Source organism: Pseudomonas sp. AIG (assembly GCF_977020205.1).
Map to the genome: position 1 here is coordinate 25,607 of NZ_CDROCK010000025.1, position 17,631 is coordinate 43,237.

The 17,631-nt window shown below is 61.9% G+C and carries 16 protein-coding genes and 1 pseudogene; 13 read left to right on the forward strand and 4 right to left on the reverse strand.

Features of this window, described 5'->3' with window-relative positions:
- Positions 1-44 precede the first annotated feature (44 nt).
- The 4 genes from ACWR1S_RS15645 to ACWR1S_RS15660 are packed head-to-tail and all read left to right on the forward strand — an operon-like array spanning position 45 to position 2,900.
- Positions 45-818: an ABC transporter permease gene (locus ACWR1S_RS15645; protein ID WP_454564124.1), complete on the forward strand. Its 774-nt coding sequence runs from the start codon at positions 45-47 to the stop codon at positions 816-818.
- The gene (locus tag ACWR1S_RS15650; protein WP_454564125.1) at positions 818-1,666 is read left to right on the forward strand and encodes an ABC transporter ATP-binding protein; all 849 of its coding nucleotides are present in this window, start codon (positions 818-820) and stop codon (positions 1,664-1,666) included. Before ACWR1S_RS15645 ends, ACWR1S_RS15650 begins: the two co-directional genes overlap by 1 nt.
- Positions 1,663-2,625, forward strand: a complete 963-nt coding sequence (locus ACWR1S_RS15655) for a HEAT repeat domain-containing protein (protein WP_454564126.1) — start codon at positions 1,663-1,665, stop codon at positions 2,623-2,625. The genes ACWR1S_RS15650 and ACWR1S_RS15655 overlap by 4 nt, the downstream gene beginning before the upstream one ends.
- Complete coding sequence (locus tag ACWR1S_RS15660) at positions 2,622-2,900, forward strand: DUF971 domain-containing protein (RefSeq protein ID WP_322846956.1); 279 nt, start codon at positions 2,622-2,624, stop codon at positions 2,898-2,900. Before ACWR1S_RS15655 ends, ACWR1S_RS15660 begins: the two co-directional genes overlap by 4 nt.
- Positions 2,901-3,027: 127 nt before the next feature.
- Here the strand turns inward: ACWR1S_RS15660 and ACWR1S_RS15665 are convergent, their stop codons facing one another.
- The 3 genes from ACWR1S_RS15665 to ACWR1S_RS15675 form a co-directional block, all read right to left on the reverse strand.
- Positions 3,028-4,686 (reverse strand): phosphoethanolamine transferase, encoded by a 1,659-nt coding sequence (locus tag ACWR1S_RS15665; RefSeq protein ID WP_454564127.1) that lies wholly within the window; start codon positions 4,684-4,686, stop codon positions 3,028-3,030.
- 221 nt (positions 4,687-4,907) lie between these two features.
- Positions 4,908-5,645, reverse strand: coding sequence for a TorF family putative porin (locus ACWR1S_RS15670; RefSeq protein ID WP_454564128.1), 738 nt, complete (start codon positions 5,643-5,645; stop codon positions 4,908-4,910).
- A gap of 151 nt (positions 5,646-5,796) precedes the next feature.
- A complete protein-coding gene (locus ACWR1S_RS15675) occupies positions 5,797-7,539 on the reverse strand; it encodes an amidohydrolase (protein WP_454564129.1) in 1,743 nt (580 codons plus the stop codon).
- Positions 7,540-7,642: 103 nt separating this feature from the next.
- Between ACWR1S_RS15675 and ACWR1S_RS15680 the strand changes: the two genes are divergently transcribed.
- From ACWR1S_RS15680 to ACWR1S_RS15715, 8 genes are all read left to right on the forward strand, one after another.
- Positions 7,643-8,560, forward strand: a complete 918-nt coding sequence (locus tag ACWR1S_RS15680; protein WP_454564130.1) for a LysR substrate-binding domain-containing protein — start codon at positions 7,643-7,645, stop codon at positions 8,558-8,560.
- 178 nt (positions 8,561-8,738) lie between these two features.
- Complete coding sequence (gene lexA, locus ACWR1S_RS15685) at positions 8,739-9,356, forward strand: transcriptional repressor LexA (protein ID WP_454564131.1); 618 nt, start codon at positions 8,739-8,741, stop codon at positions 9,354-9,356.
- Positions 9,356-9,973 carry a translesion DNA synthesis-associated protein ImuA gene (imuA, locus tag ACWR1S_RS15690; RefSeq protein ID WP_454564132.1) on the forward strand — a complete coding sequence of 206 codons (618 nt, stop codon included), beginning with the start codon at positions 9,356-9,358 and terminating at the stop codon, positions 9,971-9,973. The genes lexA and imuA overlap by 1 nt, the downstream gene beginning before the upstream one ends.
- 7 nt (positions 9,974-9,980) lie before the next feature.
- The gene (locus ACWR1S_RS15695; protein ID WP_454564133.1) at positions 9,981-11,396 is read left to right on the forward strand and encodes a Y-family DNA polymerase; all 1,416 of its coding nucleotides are present in this window, start codon (positions 9,981-9,983) and stop codon (positions 11,394-11,396) included.
- A complete protein-coding gene (locus tag ACWR1S_RS15700) occupies positions 11,372-14,470 on the forward strand; it encodes an error-prone DNA polymerase (protein WP_454564134.1) in 3,099 nt (1,032 codons plus the stop codon). The genes ACWR1S_RS15695 and ACWR1S_RS15700 overlap by 25 nt, the downstream gene beginning before the upstream one ends.
- Before the next feature lie 264 nt (positions 14,471-14,734).
- Entirely contained in the window at positions 14,735-15,421 is a 687-nt protein-coding gene (locus ACWR1S_RS15705) for a CsgG/HfaB family protein (protein ID WP_162483052.1), read from the forward strand.
- Positions 15,422-15,450: 29 nt separating this feature from the next.
- Complete coding sequence (locus ACWR1S_RS15710) at positions 15,451-15,822, forward strand: DUF4810 domain-containing protein (RefSeq protein ID WP_454564135.1); 372 nt, start codon at positions 15,451-15,453, stop codon at positions 15,820-15,822.
- Positions 15,819-16,478, forward strand: coding sequence for a DUF799 domain-containing protein (locus ACWR1S_RS15715; protein ID WP_007912525.1), 660 nt, complete (start codon positions 15,819-15,821; stop codon positions 16,476-16,478). Before ACWR1S_RS15710 ends, ACWR1S_RS15715 begins: the two co-directional genes overlap by 4 nt.
- A 147-nt stretch (positions 16,479-16,625) precedes the next feature.
- On the opposite strand, the pseudogene ACWR1S_RS15720 reads toward ACWR1S_RS15715, so the two are convergent.
- Positions 16,626-16,763 (reverse strand): annotated as a pseudogene (locus ACWR1S_RS15720) (flavin reductase family protein); the annotation flags it as partial.
- A 114-nt stretch (positions 16,764-16,877) separates the two neighbouring features.
- Here ACWR1S_RS15720 and ACWR1S_RS15725 point away from each other — a divergent pair.
- The gene (locus tag ACWR1S_RS15725; RefSeq protein ID WP_397482788.1) at positions 16,878-17,567 is read left to right on the forward strand and encodes a GntR family transcriptional regulator; all 690 of its coding nucleotides are present in this window, start codon (positions 16,878-16,880) and stop codon (positions 17,565-17,567) included.
- Positions 17,568-17,631: the final 64 nt, after the last annotated feature.

Consider the following 17,631-nt stretch of genomic DNA (forward strand, 5'->3'; position numbering starts at 1 on the left):
GGATGCATTCCCACGCAGAGCGTGGGAACGATCAGAGGTGATATATGTTTTCACGCTGGATCCCCCGAGCCTCATCCTTGCTGCTCTGCCTGCTGTTCTGGCAACTCGCCGCCAGCCACCACTGGAACCTCGGCCTGGTCACCTTCGCTAACGTGCCAACACCCATCGCGGTGATCGAAGCGGCGCTGGGTCTGGGCGATTCCGGCAAGCTCCTGCAACACTTGACCGCCAGCCTCAGCCGCGTCTTCGCCGGCTATATTGCGGCGCTAATCATCGGCATCGCCCTCGGTCTAGCCATCGGCCGCTCGAAATGGGCCGAAGATCTGCTGCTGCCACCGCTCGAAGTCCTGCGCCCGATCCCCGCCGTCGCCTGGATTCCACTGGCGATCCTGATGTTCCCGTCCTCTGAATTGTCGATGGTCTTCATCACTTTCACCGGCGCGTTGTTCCCGATCCTGCTGAATACCGTGCACGGCGTCGAAGGCGTCGATCCGCGCCTGATCGCCTCGGCGAAAAGCCTCGGGGCAGGGCGCCGCGCGATCCTGCTCGAAGTGATCCTGCCCGGCGCCGCGCCGAGCATCATCACCGGCCTGGCGATCGGCATGGGCACTTCATGGTTCTGTCTGGTCACGGCGGAAATGATCTCCGGCCAGTTCGGCATCGGTTACTACACCTGGGAGTCCTACACCATTCAGAACTACGCCGACATCGTCGTCGGCATGCTCCTGATCGGCGTGTTGGGCATGGGCAGCAGTCTGCTGATCAAACGTCTGGGCGGGTTGTTCACGCCTTGGCATCGACCGCGAGGAAAAGCCTGATGAGCGCGATGCAAACCCCGGAAGGGCGGATCGACATTCGCCAATTGTCCATCGTCCTTGGTCAAGGAAAAGAAGCGTTCGAAGCGGTGCGCGAACTCGATTGCCAGATCGAACCCGGCCAATTCGTCTGCATTCTCGGCCCGTCCGGTTGCGGCAAGTCGACCTTGCTCGGCGCGCTGGCCGGGCATCTGAGTGCGCATGCCGGCAGCCTGAAAGTCGATGGCGCAGCGGTGTCCGGTCCGTCACCGCAGCGCGGCATGGTGTTCCAGCACCACACGCTGTTTCCATGGCGCACGGTGCGTGACAACGTTGCGTTCGGCCTGAAAATGCGTGGCATCGGCAAGGCCGAACGCCATCGCGCCGCCGACGAAATCCTCAAACTGGTCGGCCTCGAAGGTTTCGCCGAACGCTGGCCCGATCAGCTTTCCGGCGGCATGCAGCAGCGGGTGGAGATCGCCCGGGTGCTGGTCAATCGCCCACGCTTGTTGCTGATGGACGAACCGTTCGGCGCGCTGGATGCGCTGACCCGTCTGAACATGCAGGAACTGCTGCTGGACATCTGGACGCGCATTCGTACCACCGTCGTCTTCGTTACCCATGACATCGACGAGGCGCTGTTCCTCGCCGATCGCTTGCTGGTGATGAGCGCGCGACCGGGGCGAATCATCGAAGACTTGCGCCTGGATTTCGCCCGGCCACGCACCAGCGAACTGGTCACCAGTCCTGAATTCTCGCGCCTCAAACGCCACTGCCTCGACCTGCTGCGCCACGACAACGACCGGCCGCTGCCGCGCCTCAACCCGCTCGGCCTGCCTCCCGAAAACCCTTTGCCGCGATTTGCCCTATGACCTCTATATTTGCTGTGACCGATAACGATGAAATTCTTGCCCTGCAACCGCGCCTTACTGCTGAAGATGCGGGTGTGCGGCGTATTGCGCTGATTGATCTGGCCGATCTCGAAGAGCCGGATGGCTTGCTCTGGCTGGTCGATCGCCTGGGGCAGGATCCTGCCGAAGACGTCCGCGCCGAAGCCGCGCGTTTGCTCGAGGCCTGGGAAGATGAGGATGTCGTGCAAGCCTTGTGTGAAGCCTTGACCGACTCGTCGCCCGCCGTGCAATCCGCCGCTGCGCAAAGCCTGAGTCTGCTCAAGACTGAAGCGGCGGGGCGGGTGATTCTGCCGTGGACCGATCACGCCGACGTCAGCGTGCGTATCGCCGCGTTCCGCGCCTTGCGTGAACTGCGTTTTGCCGATGCTGCGCCGGCTGCCGTCGCGGCGCTGAACGATGCCGACGCCAGCGTTCGTCGTGAAGCGGTGGGTGTGCTCGGCTGGCTCAAGCAGCTCGACGCGTTATCGGCATTGGCCCGGTTGGCCAGCGACGACCCGGACACCGAAGTTCGCCGCGCCGCCACCGGTGCTCTCGGTTTAGCCTCCAGCGCCGAAGTCTTGCCAGCCCTGCGCCAGGCCTTGCAGGACAACGCCTGGCAAGTGCGCGAAGAAGCCGCAACGACACTGGGCAAGGTCGGCCACCGCGACGCCGGCCCGGCCTTGGTCGAAGCCCTGAGCGATGACTACTGGCAAGTGCGTTTACGCGCCACCCGCAGCCTCGGCCGTTTGCAATTTGCTCCGGCGCTGGACGCGCTGATCGACACCCTCGGCCATCGCATCAGCAACCTGCGCAAGGAAGCCGCGCTGGCCTTGGGCGAACTGAATGATCGCGGCGCCGTGGCCGCGTTGCAGGCCGCGCAGGATGACGGCGACCCGGAAGTGCGCAAAGCCGTGCGCATCGCCCTGAGTCAGTTGCAATGAACCCACTGTCAGTCGGTAACTCGCAGAGCGAAGGCACCTTACGCTTGAGCTGGCCGGACGGCCGCGAACAACAGCTGAACCATGCCGAACTGCGCCGCCAGTGCCCGTGCTCGCAGTGCCGCGCGTTTCGCCTCAAAGGTCTGACGCCGCTGGTGGATGATCGCGTGCGCCTGATCGAACTCAACCCCCAGGGCTATGGCGTGCAACTGGTGTTCAGCGACGGCCATCAACGCGGCATTTACCCTTGGGCCTACCTGGCGAACCTCAACCCTTGATACACCACAGCCCCCTGTAGGAGTGAGCCTGCTCGCGATAGCGGTGGATCAGCCAACATCGTTGTTGAATGACACACCGCTATCGCGAGCAGGCTCACTCCTACAAGGGATCTACGCAATATCCGGGTTATTGGGCGGCCGTCATCGACGGCCGGCAGCCGTGGAAAATATCCAGCCCCGGTTGATACAGCGACGTCTTCACCTCAAACAACCCCAGCACCGAGTGAAACAGGTTGTCGTGGCTCAGATCCGTCTGCCCGGTCTTGCCTTGCAGGCAGCCGCGATCAATCCCCTCACTGGCGAGCGTGCCATTGCCGAACCACATCACCATCGGCACATGGGTCTGCGCTTGCGGTGCCAGCGCATACGGCGCCGCGTGCAGATACAAGCCGTTTTCGCCCAATGATTCGCCGTGATCGGAGACGTACACCATCGAGGTGTCCAGCGAGTCCTGATTGCGCTTGAGCAATTCGATGACCTTGGCGAGGAAATGGTCGGTGTAGAGAATCGTGTTGTCGTACACGTTGACCAGTTCATCGCGGCTGCAACTGCCCAACTGATTGGTGTGACAGATCGGTTTGAAGCGCTCCCTGTCTTTCGGGTAGCGCTGGTAATACTCGGGGCCGTGGCTACCGTCCGCATGCAGGACGATGATCGCGTGGCCCTTGAGGCTGTCGATGTAGCCTTGCAGGTCCGCCAGCAGCGCTTCATCGAGGCAGTTGTTGCCGTCGCAGAACGGCCCCGGCTGGTTCTTCGCGATGTCGCGGTGCGGTACGCGCAGGCAGGTGCCTTTGCAGTCGCTGTTGTTGTCCAGCCACAGCACCTGCACGCCGGCGCGCTGGAGGATGTCGAGCAGGCCTTGGTAGGTTTTGCCTTTCTTGTCGCTGTAGTCCTCACGCGGGAACATCGAGAACATGCACGGTACCGACACCGCCGTCGACGTGCCGCAAGAATGCACTTGAGTGAAATTGAGGATGTCGAGTTTGCTCAACTCGGGATTGGTCTCGCGCTCATAGCCGTTCAGCGAGAAGTGATCGGCGCGGGCGGTTTCCCCGACCACGAAGACCATCAGCGATTTTTTCTCGCGACTGGCCGCCTTGGCACTCATCACCGCGTCTTCGCCGATGGCCTGCACCACGAAGTGCTTTTTGATGCCCAGGCGTTGCTTGGTGTATTTGCTGATCGCGTAGATGTAATTGGTCGGGTTGATGAAGTGAGTGAGCTTGTCTTCTTCGCGAAAGATCGGCGCGTAAGTTGAATAGAACGTGCCCACTGAGGCGGCGATCACCAGCACGCAACCGACGATCACCAGAACCTTGTTGAGCAACCCGCGAAAGAACGGCCGATAACTCACTGGCCAACGCCAGATCAACGCCGCCGGCAGTACGCCGAGCAGCAGCACGTAAGCCAGAAGCTTGCCGTTGAACAGCGCGGTGGCTTCGGCGGGGTTGGTTTCGAAGACGTTCTGGATCATCACCGTGTCGATGGTGATGCCGTACTCGTTCATGAAATACGCGGCGCAGGCCGAGAGCAGGGCAACCACGGTGAGCACAGGTTTCAGTGTCCAGCGGAACGACACCAGGGTCAGCAACAGTGTGATCGCCGCCCACAAAAACAGCCCAAACGAAGCAAAGAATGCCACTTTGTGCGCGCCTTGCAGGGTGATCAGTGTGCCCAGCGCCTTCCAGGTCGCCAGGTTGTACAACGCCACCAGTGCCAGGGAAAACAGCAGCACCAGTCGGGTAGGAGTGATGGACGGTAAACGCAGTCCGTTGCCCAAAGCCATGTCAAACATTCCTCTACATGAATGAAAACCACGCGGTTGCGCGTGTAACTGTAGAAGAACATTAGTAAAAAATTCGTAAACATCCTGTAACAACTACCGAATTCAAAGCAAATCCTTGTAGGAGTGAGCCTGCTCGCGATAGCGGTGTGTCAGGTGTCGATGTGTTGCCTGACACACCGCTATCGCGAGCAGGCTCACTCCTACAATGGATCTCGGTGGGGTCAGAAAGATTTGCTGACGCTGGCGACGACGGTGGCGGTGCAGACATCCTTGAAGCCCCAATTGCTCAGGCATTGGGTTTGTGAGAGATCGGTGTCGATGTAGCTCAGGCCCAACACCACGCCGGCCAGGTTATGGGTGAGTTTGACTTCCCATTCCCGATAACTGTCTTCAGCCTGCCCGGACGCCGAATACAAATGCGGGTCCTTGAAATCCATATTGCCGTAGCGCAACTTCAATCCTGAGTCGTACGGCAGCTCGGTTTCATAACCGATGTAGCTGTACAGCGAACTCTGCTTGCTATCGATCCCCGGCGCATCACCGGAGTAATACGCCGCCAGCTTCACCCCATAAACCCCGAGAATCCCGTAGACCTCGCTCTGGTTGAACTGGCTTTCCTTGGGGTAGGCGTACTTGATGTAGCCCAGGTCGAGGCTGACGTCTTCGGTCGCCTGCCACAGCCAACCGGCGTAGTAGTCGACCTCCTGACGGGTTTTCAGGCCGCCGCCGAAATCGACGTTGGAACTCCAGGCGCCGAGGTACAAGCCGCTGCTGTGAGCGAGGGTCAGGCCGGCCTGCACGGCGGGGTCGTTTTGCGTTTGCGAGATGCCCCGGGTGCGGTAGTCGCTGGCGAGGGTCAGGTCTACCTCCAGCGCAAAGTCATCGTTCAAGGGGATCGCTTGGCTGCTCAACGGCAGCACGCTCAAGAAACTCAGGGCGAACAGGGGCAAGGCTTTCATGTGAAGTCCCGATGTTGTGATTATTTTTGGGCAGTACGAAAACCTTGTAGGAGTGAGCCTGCTCGCGATAGCGGTGTGTCAGGTGTCGATGTGTTATCTGACACACCGCTATCGCGAGCAGGCTCACTCCTACAAAGGAAAGATTGTGTTGTTATTTTGTGGCGGTGTAGACCTGACGGCCGCCGAACCAGGTTTGCAGGACTTGGGTGTCATGCAGGGCTTTGTTGTCGACGCTGAACACGTCGCGGTCGAGCACGATAAAGTCCGCCTGCTTGCCCGGCGTCAGCGAACCGATCTGCTTCTCCAGGCCAATCGTGCGCGCCGCGTTGACCGTGTAGGCATAAAACATCGTGTCGCGGTCCAGACGCTCGTCGGCATTAAGCACGCCCAACGGTCCGACGCGGGTGATCGCCTGCGCCATGGCGTTGAACGGGTTCGGCGTCGACACCGGCCAGTCGCTGGCGCCGGCAATCGTCGCGCCCTGTTTCAACAGCGAATGCGCCGGGTACTGGTAGCGAAAGGCGAGGGCGCTGACGTAGGGCTTGATCATGTCGGTGGTGTAGTCGTCGGCGCTGGCCCACAGCAGTTGCATCGAGGCGATGACGTTGAGCGGTTTGAAACGGGCGAACTCTTTCGGGTTGACCATTTGCAGGTGAGTGATCGAGTGGGTCACGCCACTCTGGCGATCCTTGCGCGCCTGGGCGATGCCGTTCAGCGATTCACGCACCGCGCGGTCGCCGATAGCGTGGATGTGCACCAGCCAGCCGCGTTGGTCGATGGCGCTGACCAGTTCGCCGAAATGCTGCGGGTCGATCAGCAATTCGCCCTGTTTGTGCGAGTTGCTGTACGGATCGATCATCGCCGCGCTCTGCGCCGGGAATTCGATGACGCCGTCGGCGAAGATCTTGATCCCGGGCAATGTCAGGTTGGGGATGCCCTGAAATTGCTGGCGCACCTTGTCCAGCGTATCGAGATCGGCGGGCACGCTTTTCGGGTTGGCCACCAGCAGCGCCGCGACGTGCACGCTCATGTCGCCGCTTTGCGAGAGGGCTTTATAGGCCGGCAGCACGCCGACGGTTTTCTCGGTGGGCTTTAGCGCGAACACCGCTTCGCCCGGCGCAGCGTTGGCGGCCGGGTCCATCCACGCGGTGATGCCGAGGCTGTTGTTGTAGCGCACTGCGGATTTGGCAGCGTTCAACATGTCGGCGGGGCTTGGCACCGGCATTTTCGAGGCGACCCGATCCCAACCGGCGTCGACCACAAAGCCGTTCGGTTCGCCGCTGGCCAGTTTGCCGAGGGTGTCTTTTTCCGCGTCGGGCAGGGTTTTCAGCAGCGCGGCGTCAATGCCGGCGCGTTTGAGCATGACGTTGTTGGCCCACGCGGTGTGGTGGTCGCTGCCGATAAACACCACCGGCACATTGGCCCATTCACCGTTGTTGAAAGTGTTGCCCAAGGCCTCGGCCTGCGCCCAATAAGCCGAACTCATCCCGGCAATGCTCAGCACGTCGCCATGTTTGGCCTTGCCGTCTGCACGCCAGTCGCGCAGACGCTTTTGCAGTTCGTCGAGGCCGACGACCTCGTCTTCCATGTTCGCCGAGACCATTTCCAGTCCGCCGAAAATCGCGTGGGAATGGCTGTCGATCAGGCCGGGCATCAACGCTTTGCCCTTGAGGTCGATGACTTGGGTGCCAGGTTCGATCAAGGCTTTGATCTGTGCGTCGGTGCCGACTTTCAGCACCTTGCCGTTCTCCACTGCCAAGGCTTGCACCTTGGGTTGAGCGCGATCAGCGGTGAAAATCTTGCCGTTGAGCAGGATCAGATCGGGCGCGGCCATGGCTTCCATCGAGGCAAAACTTACAGCGGTTACCAGCAGACTCGGGATGAATCTTTTCATTGAAGATTTCCTTGTTATTGCGTCTGATGGCGAGATTAGTGGCTGGCAACGGCGGACAGAACGCCTCCCTCACGAAAAACGTTTTTGCCTGAATGGAAAAAGCATGGACAAGTTGGGTGCATTGAAAATGTTCGTGGTCACCGCGCAGCTCGGCAGTTTCAGCCGCGCCGCCGAGCAATTGGGCAAAACCCCGTCGGCGCTGACCAAAGCGGTCAATCACCTGGAATCGGAGCTGGGTGCACGGCTGTTCGAACGCAGCACGCGGCGGATTCTGCTCACCGAAATCGGCCGGGTGTATCTGGAAACCGCGCGGCTGGTGTTGCAACGGCTGGACGAGGCCAGCGAGGAAATCGAGCAGTTGCAGCACGGCTTGCGCGGCAGCCTGAAAATCACCGCGCCGCTGGCGTATGGCCGGGCATTTCTCGATGAGGTGTGTGACGGCTTTTTGCAGCAATACCCGCAGATCAGCCTGCAAGTGGACCTGTGCGATGCCTTCGTCAATCTGCTGGAAAGTGGTTATGACCTGGCGTTGCGCGAAGGCCACGATGATTTGCCGGGGCTGATTGCGCGGGTGGTCGGCAGCAATCGTCTGGCCCTGTGCGGCAGCCCGGAATATCTGGCGCGCAAGGGCTTGCCGGTGAATCCGCAGACGCTTGAGCAGCACGAATGGCTGCTTTATCAGCACCCGTTGCTCAGCCGCGAGTTCTGGTGGGCCGAGCGTGACGGCCAGCGTTTGAGTCTGGCGCAACCTACGGCGCCGTTGTTGCGCAGTGACAATTATGATTTGTTGCTGGCCAGTGCCCTGGCCGGGCGCGGTTTGCTGCACACGCCGCTGTGGAGCGCCGCGCCGTACATTGCCGACGGGCGACTGGTGCGGGTCATGGCCGATTACGAGATCGATCCGGATACCTTTGGCCCGCATATTCTGGCGGTGTACCCGAGTCATCGGCGGGCCACGGCCAAGGTTGTTGCCTTCATCGATTACATCGCCGGTTTCCTGGCCTCACGAGGCCTTGGCTAACACCCCCGCACTGATCGTTCCCACGCTCCGGCGTGGGAATGCAGCCCGTGACGCTCCGCGTCACTGGACGCAGAGCGTCCCTAGAGGCATTCCCACGCAGAGCGTGGGAACGATCAAGCTCCTACGTCGGCCTAGGCCGACTGGCGGCGCTTGTCAGGAAAATCCTACAGGAGTACAAATGTACTCCATGACGAACCTGACTCCCCGCCGTACCGCCATTCTGACGTTTATCCGCGATCGCATCGCCGAACACGGTCAGCCCCCAAGCCTCGCTGAAATCAGCGAGGCTTTTGGTTTTGCCTCGCGCAGCGTGGCGCGCAAGCACGTGCTCGCGCTCACCGAAGCCGGTTTTATCGAGGTCAACCCGCATCAGGCCCGGGGCATTCGCCTGCTCGGGCAACCGCCGCGCCCGGAGCTGCTCGACATCCCTGTGCTCGGCCGCGTCGCTGCCGGTGCGCCGATTGGCGCCGATGCCGACATTCATAGCCGCTTGCTGCTCGACCCGGCGCTGTTCTCGCGGACACCCGATTACATGCTGCGGGTGCAGGGCGATTCGATGATCGAGGACGGCATCCTCGACGGTGATCTGGTCGGCGTGAAGCGCAATCCCGAGGCGCTCAACGGCCAGATCGTCGTGGCGCGGCTCGACGGTGAAGTCACCATCAAACGCTTCGAACGGCTCGGCGATGAGGTACGGCTGCTGCCGCGCAACCCGGCGTACCAGCCGATTGTCGTGCGCGACACTCAGGACCTGGCCATCGAAGGGGTGTTCTGCGGTCTGGTGAGGCAAGGCTGATGGGCGCCGTCGTTGCGTTGGATACGCTATTCAATGGCGGCCAGGTCTGGAGGGGCCGGGCTGCGCCGCCGGCCGCCAGTCCGCAACCGACCGGCCATGCCGCGCTGGACGCGGCCCTGCCCAGCGGTGGCTGGCCGGAAGCGGCACTGAGCGAAATCCTTCTGGCCGGCCCCGGTGTCGGCGAACTGCAACTGGTCTGGCCGACGCTGGCGCGGTTGTCGGCGGCGGGCGAGCGCATTGTGCTGGTGGCGCCGCCGTTCGTGCCGTACCCGCAGGCGTGGGAGAACGCCGGGATCGATTTGCGCCAGTTGTCGGTGATTCAGGCCAGTGAACGCGATGCCTTGTGGGCGGCGGAACAATGCCTGCGCTCAGGCAGTTGCGGCGCGGTGCTGTGCTGGCCGCACAAGGCCGATGACCGCGCGTTGCGGCGTTTGCAGGTGGCGGCGGAAACCGGCCAGACCCTGGCGTTTGCCTGGCGTCCGTTGAGCGAAGCGGTCAACCCGTCACCGGCGGCACTGCGCATTGCCATCGACGCCAAACCCGCGCAGTTGCGCGTGCTCAAGTGCCGTGGCGGTTTGGCGCGTGCGGCACCGATTGCCTTTGCCGTGGGTCACTGAGGTCGCCATGCGCTGGGTGTGTATTCTGTTTCCGCAATTGGCCCTCGACGCCGTGCTGCGTCAGCGTCCCGATCCCGATGAGCCATTAGTGCTGCTCAACGGCCCGGCCCAGCGCCGGGTGCTGCAAGCAGTCAACCCGGCGGCGCGCAAACTCGGTTTGCGTCCTGGCCAGTCGATGACCGCTGCCCAGGCCATGAGCAAAGGTTTCGCCACCGCCGATTACGAGGCCGCCGAGGTTGAGCACTGGCAGCAGTTTCTCGCTGCGTGGGCCTACGGTTTCAGCGCGCAGGTCAGCGTGCATTACCCGCGCGCCGTGGTGTTCGAGATCGAATCGAGCCTGGGTCTGTTCGGTTCCTGGGCGCAGTTTGAAGCACGGTTGCGCAAGGAACTGAGCGATCTGGGCTTTCGCCATCGCATCGTTGCCGCACCGAATCCGGTGGCGGCGCGGGTACTGGCCAATGCTTACGACGGCTTGGTGGTGCCGGACGGCGAAGCCTTGCAGCATCACCTCGGCCAGTTGCCCGTCGACCGTGTCGGCCTGGAGCCGAGCGTGGCCACGGCGTTGTCGCGCATGGGCTTGCGCAACCTCACTCAGGTGCAGAGCCTGCCGCGTCAGGCGCTGGCCCGACGCTTCGAAGCGCAGATGCTCAAGCACCTCGACACCTTGTTTGGCGCGCGACCGTTGGCGCTGGAATTCTACTTGCCGCCCGATCGTTTCGATGTGCGCATCGAACTCAACTTTGACGTGCAATCCCATCAGGCGCTGCTGTTTCCGCTACGGCGTTTGACTGGCGATCTGTCGGCGTTCCTTTGCGGGCGCGACAGCGGCGTGCAGCGTTTCGACCTGCATCTGGAACACGCCGGGCTGCCGGACAGCGTGATCAAGGTCGGTTTGCTCAGCGCCGAACGTGATCCGGCGATGCTTTTTGAACTGGCGCGCGGGCGGCTGGAGCAAGTGCAGGTCGAGGCGCCCGTGCGTGGCTTTCGTCTGCGTGCCGAGGATCTGCCGAGCTTCGTGCCGCAGTTTCAGGAACTGTTCGATGACCGTCCGCAACAGACCTTGCCGTGGGAGCAATTGCGCGAACGCCTGCGCGCACGCTTGGGCGATGACGCCGTGCAGGGGTTGCGCTTTCAGGCCGATCATCGCCCCGAGTGCGCGTGGCAGCACGGCGTCGACAAACAGCGCTGCGCAGGTTTGCCCAGTGTGCACCGTCCAGGCTGGCTGCTTGGCGAGCCGCAAAGCGTGGCAGAAGGTTCGGCGCGGATTCTCATGGGCCCGGAGCGCATCGAATCCGGCTGGTGGGACGGCGCCGATGTGCGCCGCGATTATTACCTGATCCAGAACCGCGCCGGTCAGCAGGGTTGGGCTTATCGCGCGGTGGGCGAGGGCGGTCCGTTGTGGCTGCAGGGCTGGTTTGCATGAGTGACGGTTATGCCGAACTGCACTGCCTGTCGAACTTCAGTTTTCAGCGCGGTGCGTCCAGTGCGCTGGAACTGTTTCAACGGGCAAAAAAGCACGGCTATCAGGCACTGGCGATTACCGATGAATGCACGCTGGCCGGGATTGTGCGGGCCTGGCAAGCGGCGAAGTCAGTTGAGCTGCCGCTGATTATTGGCAGTGAAGTGCGCATTGAAAACGGCCCGAAACTGGTGCTGCTGGTGGAGAATCTTGCGGGCTATCAGGCGCTTTGCGGCTTGATCACCCGTGCACGACGGCGCACGCAGAAAGGCCAGTATCAGGTGCTGCGCGAGGACTTCGCTGAGTCGTTGCCGGGGTTGCTGGTGTTGTGGGTGCCGGACTCACTCGATGACGTGGAAGAGGGCCGTTGGCTGCAGCAGACCTTCGGCGAACGCCTGTGGCTAGCGGTACAGTTGCATCGCGGTCAAGACGATCAGCAACGGCTGGCGAGCTTGTTGAGTCTGGCCGCCGAGTTGCAGATTCCGCCGGTAGCCAGCGGCGATGTGCACATGCACGCCCGTGGCCGGCGCGCCTTGCAGGACACCATGACCGCGATCCGGCATCACGTGCCGGTGGCCGAAGCCGGGCTGCGTTTGCACCCCAATGGCGAGCGCCATTTGCGCAGCGTCGAGGTGTTGCGCGAGTTGTATCCGCAGGCCTTGCTGGATGAATCGGTGAATCTGGCCCGACGCTGCACCTTCGATCTGGGCGAGTTGCGTTATCAATATCCCAAGGAGCTGGTGCCCGAGGGGCACAGCGCCAGTTCCTGGCTAAGGCAACTGACCAAGGAAGGCATCGCCTGGCGCTGGGAGAAGGGCGCGCCCTTCAAGGTGCTGAGGCAGATCAACAAGGAGCTGAAGCTGATCGCCGAACTCGGCTATGAAAGCTACTTCCTCACCGTACACGACGTGGTGCGTTTTGCCCGTGAGCAAAAAATCCTCTGTCAGGGCCGTGGCTCGGCGGCCAACTCGGCGGTGTGTTTTGCCTTGGGCATCACCGAGATCGACCCGGACCGCACCACGTTGCTGTTCGAGCGCTTCATGTCCAAAGAGCGTAACGAACCGCCAGACATCGACGTCGACTTCGAACACGAACGTCGCGAAGAAGTCCTGCAATACGTGTTTCGCCGTTATGGCCGTGGTCGTGCGGCGCTGACGGCGGTGGTCAGCACCTACCACGCTGCCGGCGCGGTGCGTGATGTGGCCAAGGCCCTGGGCCTGCCGCCCGATCAGATCAATGCACTGGCCGATTGCTGCGGCCACTGGAGCGATGAAACCCCGCCGCTCGCGCGTTTGCTCGAAGGCGGTTTCGACCCGGACAGCCCGGTGTTGCGCCGGGTGCTGAGCCTGACCGGGCAGTTGATCGGTTTCCCCCGGCACCTGTCGCAACATCCCGGCGGCTTTGTGATTTCCGAGCAGCCGCTGGACACGCTGGTGCCGGTGGAGAACGCCGCGATGGCCGAGCGCACGATCATTCAGTGGGACAAGGACGACCTCGACGCGGTCGGCCTGCTCAAGGTGGATATCCTCGCCCTCGGCATGCTCAGCGCGATCCGCCGGTGTTTCGACCTGCTGCGCCGTCATCGCAATCAGAATTTGAGCCTGGCGACGATCCCGGCCGAAGACAAACCGACCTACGAGATGATCAGCCGCGCCGACACCATTGGCGTGTTCCAGATCGAATCTCGCGCACAGATGTCGATGCTGCCGCGCCTGAAACCGGCGAAGTTCTACGACCTGGTGATTGAAGTGGCCATTGTCCGCCCGGGGCCGATTCAGGGCGGGATGGTCCATCCGTATCTGCGGCGACGGAACAAGGAGGAAGAGGAAACCTACCCGTCGCCGGAGCTGGAAGTGGTGCTCAAACGCACCCTCGGCGTGCCGCTGTTTCAGGAACAGGTCATGCAGATCGCCATCGTCGCCGCCGATTACAGCCCCGGCGAGGCCGATCAGTTGCGCCGCTCGATGGCCGCGTGGAAACGTCACGGCGGACTGGAACCACACAAGGAACGCCTCGCCGCCGGCATGAAGAAGAACGGCTACACGCCGGAGTTCGCCGCGCAGATCTTCGAGCAGATCAAAGGCTTTGGCAGCTACGGTTTTCCCGAATCCCACGCCGCCAGTTTTGCCTTGCTGACCTATGCCAGTTGCTGGCTCAAGTGCCACGAACCGGCGGCGTTCGCCTGCGCGTTGATCAACAGTTGGCCGATGGGTTTCTACAGCCCGGACCAGATTCTCCAGGACGCACGCCGCCATCAGTTGCAGATTCGCCCGGTCGACGTGCGCGCCAGTGACTGGGATTGCAGCCTGGAAACCACCACGGCGGCGCAACCGGCGATTCGTATGGGCCTGCGCATGATCAAAGGGTTTCGCGAGGAGGATGCCCGGCGCATCGAAGCGGCGCGGGCGCGTGGGACGTTTGCCGATGTTGCTGACCTGGGCGAGCGGGCGGCACTCGACAGTCGGGCGCAGGCATTGCTGGCCGACTCCGGGGCGTTGCGCGGCCTGGCCGGGCATCGGCATCGGGCGCGCTGGGAAGTCGCCGGGGTGCAGAAGCAACTGGGCCTGTTTGCCGGGTTGCCGAGTCAGGAGGAGGCCGAGGTGGTGCTGCCCAAACCCAGCGTTGGCGAGGATCTGCATGCCGATTACAGCACCGTCGGCACCACGTTGGGGCCGCATCCGCTGGCGCTGTTGCGCGGTGAACTCAAAGCCCGGCGTTGCCGCAGTTCGCAGGAACTGCTTGAGGTCGAGCACGGTCGGCCGGTGAGCGTCGCCGGGCTGGTGACCGGACGCCAACGACCGGGCACCGCCAGCGGTGTGACGTTTGTGACCCTGGAAGACGAATTCGGCAACGTCAACGTGGTGGTCTGGCGCGATCTGGCCGAGCGTCAGCGGCAAGTGCTGGTCGGTTCGCAACTGCTCAAGGTCGACGGCCGCTGGGAGCGCGAAGGCGAAGTGCGCCACCTGATCGCTGGCCGGCTGAGCGACCTCAGCCCGTTGCTCAACGGCATCCGCGTGCAGAGCCGCGATTTCCATTAGCGCACCGACCCCTTGTCTGATCGTTCCCACGCTCTGCGTGGTAACGCTTCCAGTGACGCTCCGCGTCACAGCGGACGCGGAGCGTCCGTGGCTGCATTCCCACGCAGAGCGTGGGAACGATCAAGTCCGGTACAGCCAATTCACTGGCGTCAAAAAAACCTGTCCTCAATGATGGCACTTTGTCATAATGCCGCCCCTTTTCAGCTCCCGCCGCGCATCGCCGCGCCGGGACATCCCCGTTTTTCAAAGGAATACTCAGTGAGAATGATCTCCCGGATGCTGGTCTCAGGCGTCGCGATTGCTGTGCTTGGCACGATGGCTGGCACACTCTCAGGTTGCGCGACGGAAAGCTCGCGCGCCTTGCCGGTGGCCAAGGTTGAAAGCGCCTCCCAGGTCTGGACCGGTGTTCGTGTGCCAATGGCCGTGGGCAAGTTCGACAACCGCTCCAGCTACATGCGCGGGATCTTCTCCGACGGCGTCGACCGTCTCGGTGGCCAGGCCAAGACCATCCTCATCACCCACTTGCAGCAGACCAACCGCTTCAGCGTGCTGGATCGCGACAACATGGGTGAAATCCAGCAGGAAGCCGCGATCAAGGGCCAGGCCCAACGCTTGAAAGGCGCTGATTACGTGGTCACCGGTGACGTCACCGAGTTCGGCCGCAAAGAGACTGGCGATCACCAGTTGTTCGGCATTCTCGGTCGCGGCAAGACTCAAGTGGCTTACGCCAAGGTCAACCTGAATATCGTCAACATCAGCACTTCCGAAGTGGTGTATTCGACCCAGGGCGCCGGCGAATACGCCTTGTCCAACCGCGAAATCATCGGCTTCGGCGGCACCGCTGCCTACGACTCCACCCTCAACGGCAAAGTACTGGATCTGGCCATGCGCGAGGCGATCAATCGTCTGGTCGATGGCATGAACGCCGGTGCCTGGAAACCGGGCAACTGATCGACGCCCATTGCAAGGAGCAACACCCCATGACTTTGAATTTTTCGCGCGCGTTGATGGCGCTGACGCTGGCTGCCAGTGCCTTGCTGGCCGGTTGTGCCTCCGGCCCGCAAACCCTGTACCAATGGGAAGGCTACGAGCCACAGGTTTACGAATACTTCAAAGGCGAAGAGCCGAAAGAAGCCCAGGCTGAAGCGCTGGAACGTGACCTGCAGAAAATCCGCTCCACCGGCAAAGCCGTACCGCCGGGTTACCACGCGCACCTTGGCCTGCTCTATCTGAGCATGGGCAAGGACGACCAGATGGTGCAGCAGTTCAAAACCGAGAAAACCCTGTTCCCCGAATCCGGCACGTACATGGATTTCCTGCTCAAGAACGCCAAGACCGGAGACGCGAAATGATCGCGCGCACTTTGAAGCTGCTGGCCGCCGGTTTGGCCCTGACTGTGCTGGGTGGCTGCGTTGCGCCCAAGACCGTGGATTACTCGGCCTACAAGCAGGCGCGGCCGAAAACCATTCTGGTGCTGCCACCGCTGAACACCTCGCCGGATGTGAAGGCGTCGTACAGCCTGCTGTCGCAAGTGACGTTTCCGCTGGCCGAGGCCGGTTACTACGTGCTGCCGATCGCGCTGGTTGACGAGACGTTCCGCCAGAACGGCCTGACCACCCCGGACGACATCCACCAGGCACCGCCGAGCAAACTGAAGGAAATCTTCGGTGCGGATGCGGCGCTGTACATCACCGTGACCGAGTACGGCACGCGTTACATGGTGATCAGCAGCGAAACAGCAGTGACCGCAACGGCGAAACTGGTCGACCTGAAAAGCGGCACGACGCTGTGGACCGGCTCGGCGCGGGCGTCGAGCGAAGAGGGCGGCAATAGCAATGCCGGCGGTATCGTCGGCATGCTGATCTCGGCGGCGGTGAAGCAGATCATCAACAGCTCCACCGATGCCGGCTACCCGATTGCCGGTGTGGCGAGCAATCGTCTGCTCTCGGCCGGACATCGCGCAGGCCTGCTGTACGGCCCGCGCTCGCCGAAGTACGGCACGGACTAAGCCCGGTAATGATCGTTCCCACGCTCTGCGTGGGAACGCATCCCGTGACGCTCCGCGTCACAGTGGACGCAGAGCGTCCATGGCGGCATTCCCACGCAGAGCGTGGGAACGATCAGTAGTCAACGCTCTGGCCAAAACCGCTCACCACCGCCCGATCGCATCCAGGCCCAATTGATCGATGTACAGCGACTTCGGATCGATCAACTCATCGCGTACATGCGCCATCACCACCTCGCCAAAAATGATCTCCCGCGACTGACCGATGTTCAGCGTCATCCTCCGTCGGTATGCAATATATGAATGCAATTTGCCAAGGCCCGGATTAACCTGCGTCTGCCGCCCTTTTCCATGGCCAGGCATCGCCAGGGGCTGGTTGCCTGACGCTAAAGGAGTGTTCGAATGACCGAAAAGAAACCGGAAACCACGGTCGACCGCGTCTACCAAGGGGTTTACGAGGCGATCAGCAAGCGCTCGTTGCGCCCGGGCATGAAGCTGGGCGAGGCCTCACTGGCCGAGTTATTCAATGTCAGCCGCACGTCGGTGCGCGCTGCATTGAAGCAATTGGAGGCCGACGGACTGGTCACCACCGAGCCCAATAAAGGTGCATCGGTGTCGCTGCCGAGCAACGAAGAGATCCGTTCGCTGTTTGAAACCCGGCGGCTGATCGAGATCGGCATCGTCACCGAACTGTGCCGGCGCAAGGACACTGCCGCGATGCAGGATTTACGCGAACACCTGCTGCTGGAAGATGAAGCCCACGCCGCCGGCGATCACGAACGGTTGATTCATCTGCTCGGCGAGTTCCACATCAAACTGGCGCGCAGTCTGAATAATCCGGTGTTGCTCGACTGGTTCCAGAAGCTGATTTCGCGCGCCTCGCTGTACGCCGCTGCGCTGGACGATGACAGTCATGAAGTGTGTCGCGACGACGAACACCTGCGCCTGATCGAGTACATCGAGGCGGGCAATCAGAGCGCCGCCATCGAGCTGACCTGCATGCATTTGAACGGCATCGAGAAGGCCATTCTCGACGTCGCCGCAAAGATGAAAACTGGCTACCATCCGCTCAAACACTTGATCGGGGTGTGAGTTTCGGCCGAGCGTGAAATCGGCTATACCTCAGATGAAACCATTGCGAATGAAGACGCTCGAA